Source organism: Streptomyces sp. CBMA291 (assembly GCF_014596525.1).
Taxonomy (GTDB): domain Bacteria; phylum Actinomycetota; class Actinomycetes; order Streptomycetales; family Streptomycetaceae; genus Streptomyces.
This window is the reverse complement of record NZ_MSJP01000002.1, coordinates 1-4,518: the sequence shown is the minus strand read 5'-3', so window position 1 is coordinate 4,518 and position 4,518 is coordinate 1. Positions and strand designations below refer to the sequence as shown.

The window sequence follows — 4,518 nt, the reverse complement described above, 5'->3', positions numbered from 1 at the left end:
CCGGAGCCAGCAGACGTGGCGGCTGCTCGGGCCGGGCGGAGACGTAAGCGGATCGGCGTACGGGCACGGGGCGGACGGGCTCGCGCACCGGGCTCCCGGGCGTGGGCCCGGCCAGCGGAGCGCGCTGGACCGCCGGGCGCGCGGGTGACGACGCGCTGTCCGCCCGTACGGGGGAGGCGGCCGTACCGGCGGCGCCCGCCCGCGCCGGACCGACGGCCGGCCCCGCGCCGCTCGCCCGTACAGGGGAAGCCGAAGGCTCCGGGGGCGTGGCGCCCCGGCCCGCCACCGGCAGTCGGAGTCCCGGCAGTTCCGTGCTCGTCGTCGTGGGCCCGGTCACGGGGCGCACCGCGTCGAGGAGGACGCCGCCGGGCGCGTCGGGCACGGCGCCGTGGCCCAGATCGCGCTGGAAGGAAGGGTTCCAGTGGGTGGCGAGGGAGGAGGCGAAGCCGTGCTCCGCGACGGTACGCGGACCGTCGAGGACCCGCTGGACGGGCGGCAGCGCCCGCCAGGCGTCCCCGGGCGCCACGGGAGTCGCGGGAGCCTCGGTCCGCGCGGGGGCCTCGCCCCGTGCCTCGCTCCCGCGTGCCGCCCGCGCGGTCCGCCACTTCTCGAACATGCCCACCTTCTCCGACCCCCTTCCCCGGTCTCCCAGGGCCTGTGGTTTCCTCGGGCCCCGGTCCTGCCGGGGCCCGCTGTCACGCCTGCGATCGCTCCACGAGCGAGGCCACCTGGGCCACGTACCGGCGTCGGTCCGCGTGCTCCAGATCGAGGATGTCCTCCAGACCCCAGTGGAAGTGGAAGGCGAGGTACGCGGTCTCCTCCTCGATCCGGTCGGCCGCGTACGTCACGATTCCCCCAGGCGGCTCCCGGCCAGTTCGACCTCGAAGGACTCCTCGCAGTGCGGGCACGCGACGGCCGCCCTGGTATGGCCCTCGGCGTTGATCTGCCGGTAGAAGTCCTGGAGGAACGCCAGGTCGGAGGCGAACATGTTCTCCACCGTCCCGTCGTGGACCGACGGGAGCGTGCCCAGCCGGGTGATCACCCGGCCGAGCAGCACCACCGACAGATAGGCCGGGTTCTCGCGGACCCGGACGTCGCGCAGCGGGAGCAGCTCGTCCCTGGCCGTGGCCAGCCGCATCGCCCCGTGGCGGTGCACCGTGCCCGCCTCGTCGACGAACCCGCGCGGCAGCTCGAACTCGAACTCCGTGCGGAGCGGCTCCTGAGGGCGGTCCTGCCGGTCTCCCGCCGGTCCTTCGCGTCGCATCAGCCGAGCGTCAGCTCTTCGAAGGTGATGGTGACCTGCTCGGTGAGGGCCGCGGCGTCACCGGCCTTGGTGGCGCTCAGCTCGACCTTGGTGCACCAGGCGTTGCTCAGGTTGTACCGCTTGACCTCGGTGAGCTGGTAGTCCATGAAGATGATGGACGCGTTCTTGCGGGCCGAGCCCATGTCACCCGAGATGGAGGCCGTGATCCACTCGGTGAAGGCGGCGGACTGGGTGGCCCCCCGGGTCACCGTGCACTCGCCGGCCTTCTTCACGCCGGGGAGCTTCTTGATGATCGGCTTGCCGTCGGCCGAGACCTGCTGGTACTCGATGACGTCCTGCTCCATCGTGAGACCGCTGATCTCCTGAAGGGTCTCGACCATCACACCGTCGATCTGGAGGCCGAAATTATGGGTGGTGAGGGCGTCGCCGGTGTCCAGGGACATGGGAGTTCACTCCTGTGCTGAGGGGCGGCCTCCGCGCGGGGCGCGGAGAGCCGCGAAGGGACGAGCGGGAAGGGACGGACGGAACGGGGAGCGGGGGAGGACTACTCCTCCAGCTCGCCGCCGCCACCCTGGAACTGCGCGAGCCGGAAGACCACGAACTCGGCGGGCTTCACCGGGGCGATGCCGATCTCGCACACCACCCGGCCGAGGTCCACGGACTCCGGCGGGTTCGTCTCGGCGTCGCACTTCACGTAGAACGCGTCCTCGGCCCGCTGGCCGAACAGCGCGCCCTGCCGCCACTCGTTGACGAGGAACGCGGAGATGTTGCGGCGGATACGGGCCCACAGCGACTGGTCGTTCGGCTCGAACACCACCCACTGCGTCCCGACGAGGATCGACTCCTCCAGGTAGTTGAAGTAGCGGCGCACGTTCAGGTAGCGCCAGGCCGGGTCCGAGGCCAGGGTCCGCGCGCCCCACACCCGGATGCCCCGGCCGGGGAACGCCCGGATGCAGTTCACGCCGATCGGGTTGAGCAGATCCTGCTCGCCGCGCGTGATCTGGAGCTCCAGGTCGACCGCGCCGCGCACGATCTCGTTGGCGGGCGCCTTGTGAACACCGCGCTCGGAGTCGTTGCGCGCCCAGACGCCCGCCATGTGCCCGGACGGCGGGACCGCACGGGTCTGGCCGCTCGCCGGGTCGAAGGACTTGAGCCACGGGTAGTAGAGCGCCGCGTACCGGGAGTCGTAACCGGCCACCTCCTGGCGCCACTTGCGGATGTCCCGCGCGTTGAGCCCCGGCGGCGGGTCCAGGATCGCCATCCGGTCGCCCATCAGCTCGCAGTGCGCGATCAGACCGAGCTGCACGGCCTTGACCTGCTCAAGGTCGATTAGACCCTGCTGGTAGGCGGCCATCAGGTCGGGCACGGCCACCATGTTGATCTCGTCGTGGGCCTCCAGACCGCCGAAGCCGGTGCGGTCGGCGGAGTCGCCGATGAACCGGCCGGACTCCAGGGCCGTGCCCGTCCCCCGCGCCGAGGCCTGCTCCGGCAGCCGCGCGGGCGGGGCGAGCGTCACGGCCTGCGCCTCGGGCTTGGCGAGCTGCCCGCCGGCCCCGGCCTCCTCCACGACGATGGTCTTCGAACGCTGCTTGACCTGCGCGACGACATAGTTCCGTGCGCTCTTCTTGGCGGAGGCGTCGAAGCTCTCGACGACCTTCTCGCCGTCCTTCACGACCAGCTTGAAGCGCTCGGTGTCGCCCTCGACGTCCTGCACCTCCACGGTCAGCGCGCCGCCCGCCTCGGTCCCGGCGGTCAGGGCCGCCACCCGGAAGTTCCCGAGCGCGACCGCCTCCCCGGCGACCAGCTCCGGCGTCGCGGAGGCCGCCACGGCCTCCACGGCGCCCTCGGCGTCGCCGCCGCCCACCCGGACCACGTACGCGGCCGTACCGCCGTTGTTGAAGAAGCCGTACACGGAGTGGGCGAGGTAGTACCCCTCCGTGAAGTCGCCGAACGAGGCGACGAACTGGGACCAGTTGGTCACAAGCACCGGCTCGTCGAGCGGCCCCACGGGCGCGAGTCCGACGAACGCGGCGACGGACGTCCCGACGCCCTCGATGGGCCGGGACCCGCTGGCGACTTCCTCGACGTAGACGCCGGGGGACAGATAGGTGGGCACGTTCGGCTGCTCCTCGCTGGTGGGGTTTCCGACCGGGCCGCCATGCCACGGGGCACCCGGCCGGGGCGTCGGAGCCGTGGTGGTGCGGTGCTCTGACGGGTGCCACTCTCCCCCGGCCCGCCCCTGCCGGGGGAGGGAGGAACGGGCGGCCGCGAGGGCAGCGGGAGCTGCCCGAACGTCCCAGTGGGGCCGGTCGGCCGATCAGCGGGTTCTCCGGGCGGACGCCGCAGGGCCCGGCCCGCGCGGGCATCGCACACTGCCCTTGGTCAGGGACTTTCGGGCAGCCGGAACCCCCACCCCGCCCCTTAACGTTCGCCCATGACCATGTGGACCTCTCTGGACCCGGCCGAGGTGACCGTCGAGCCCGGAGCGCGGACCGGTACCCGCCTCCGGGTGCGGAACACCGGCGACACCGTCGAGGAATACCGACTTTCCCTCGTCGGCAAACCTTCGGGCTGGTCCCGGGTCGAGCCGGATGTCCTCCGCCTCTACCCGGGCAGCGAGGGCACCGCCGAGATCTCCTTCGCCCCACCGCGCTCCTCGGACGTCGAGGCCGGACCGCTCGCCTACGGCATCCGGGTCGACCCCCGCGAGAACAGCGCGGCCCGTGACGTCGTGGAGGGCCGCCTCACGGTCACGCCCTTCACCGAGACCCGCGCCGAACTCCTGCCTCCGGCGCTCGTCGGCCGGTTCAGGGGCCGTGCCCGCATCGCCGTCGACAACCTCGGCAACACCCCGCTGACCGCCTCCCTCGTCGTCCGCGACGAGGCGAACCGGCTCACCTTCGACGTACGGCCCAACGCCGTGCAGATCGCCCCCGGCCGCGCCGCCTTCGGCGAACTCGTCGTACGGCCCCAGGCCGTGCGGTGGACCGGCGCCCAGGAATCGCACCGCTTCACCGTCTCCGTACGGCGTGCGGGCGACGACACCGCCCTCGATCTCGACGCCACCTTCGACCAGCGTCCCGTCCTCGGGAACTGGCTCGTCGCCGTCGGCGGAGTCCTCCTCGCCGCCGTGATCGCCTTCGTCGCCCTCTGGTTCAACTTCTCCCCGAAGATCACCAGCGCGGCCAAGGACCTTCAGGCGAGCGGCGCGCCCCGGCCCGCGGCCCAGGGCAGCGGCTCCGACCTGCCCGCGG

4 protein-coding genes and 2 pseudogenes are annotated in these 4,518 nt (G+C 72.5%); 1 reads left to right on the top strand and 5 read right to left on the bottom strand.

What is annotated here, in order from left to right; genetic code table 11:
* The 5 genes and pseudogenes from BU197_RS00285 to BU197_RS00265 form a co-directional block, all read right to left on the bottom strand.
* Positions 1–616, bottom strand: a pseudogene (locus BU197_RS00285) (hypothetical protein); the annotation flags it as partial.
* Between the two features lie 79 nt (positions 617–695).
* Positions 696–848 carry a DUF6760 family protein gene (locus BU197_RS00280; RefSeq protein WP_188266094.1) on the bottom strand — a complete coding sequence of 51 codons (153 nt, stop codon included), beginning with the start codon at positions 846–848 and terminating at the stop codon, positions 696–698.
* A complete protein-coding gene (locus tag BU197_RS00275; protein ID WP_188266093.1) occupies positions 845–1,264 on the bottom strand; it encodes a hypothetical protein in 420 nt (139 codons plus the stop codon). The genes BU197_RS00280 and BU197_RS00275 overlap by 4 nt, the downstream gene beginning before the upstream one ends.
* Entirely contained in the window at positions 1,264–1,707 is a 444-nt protein-coding gene (locus BU197_RS00270) for a phage tail protein (protein ID WP_188266092.1), read from the bottom strand. Before BU197_RS00270 ends, BU197_RS00275 begins: the two co-directional genes overlap by 1 nt.
* A gap of 101 nt (positions 1,708–1,808) precedes the next feature.
* Positions 1,809–3,380 (bottom strand): phage tail sheath subtilisin-like domain-containing protein, encoded by a 1,572-nt coding sequence (locus tag BU197_RS00265; protein ID WP_188266091.1) that lies wholly within the window; start codon positions 3,378–3,380, stop codon positions 1,809–1,811.
* 318 nt (positions 3,381–3,698) lie between these two features.
* Here BU197_RS00265 and BU197_RS00260 point away from each other — a divergent pair.
* Positions 3,699–4,518 (top strand): annotated as a pseudogene (locus BU197_RS00260) (hydrolase); the annotation flags it as partial.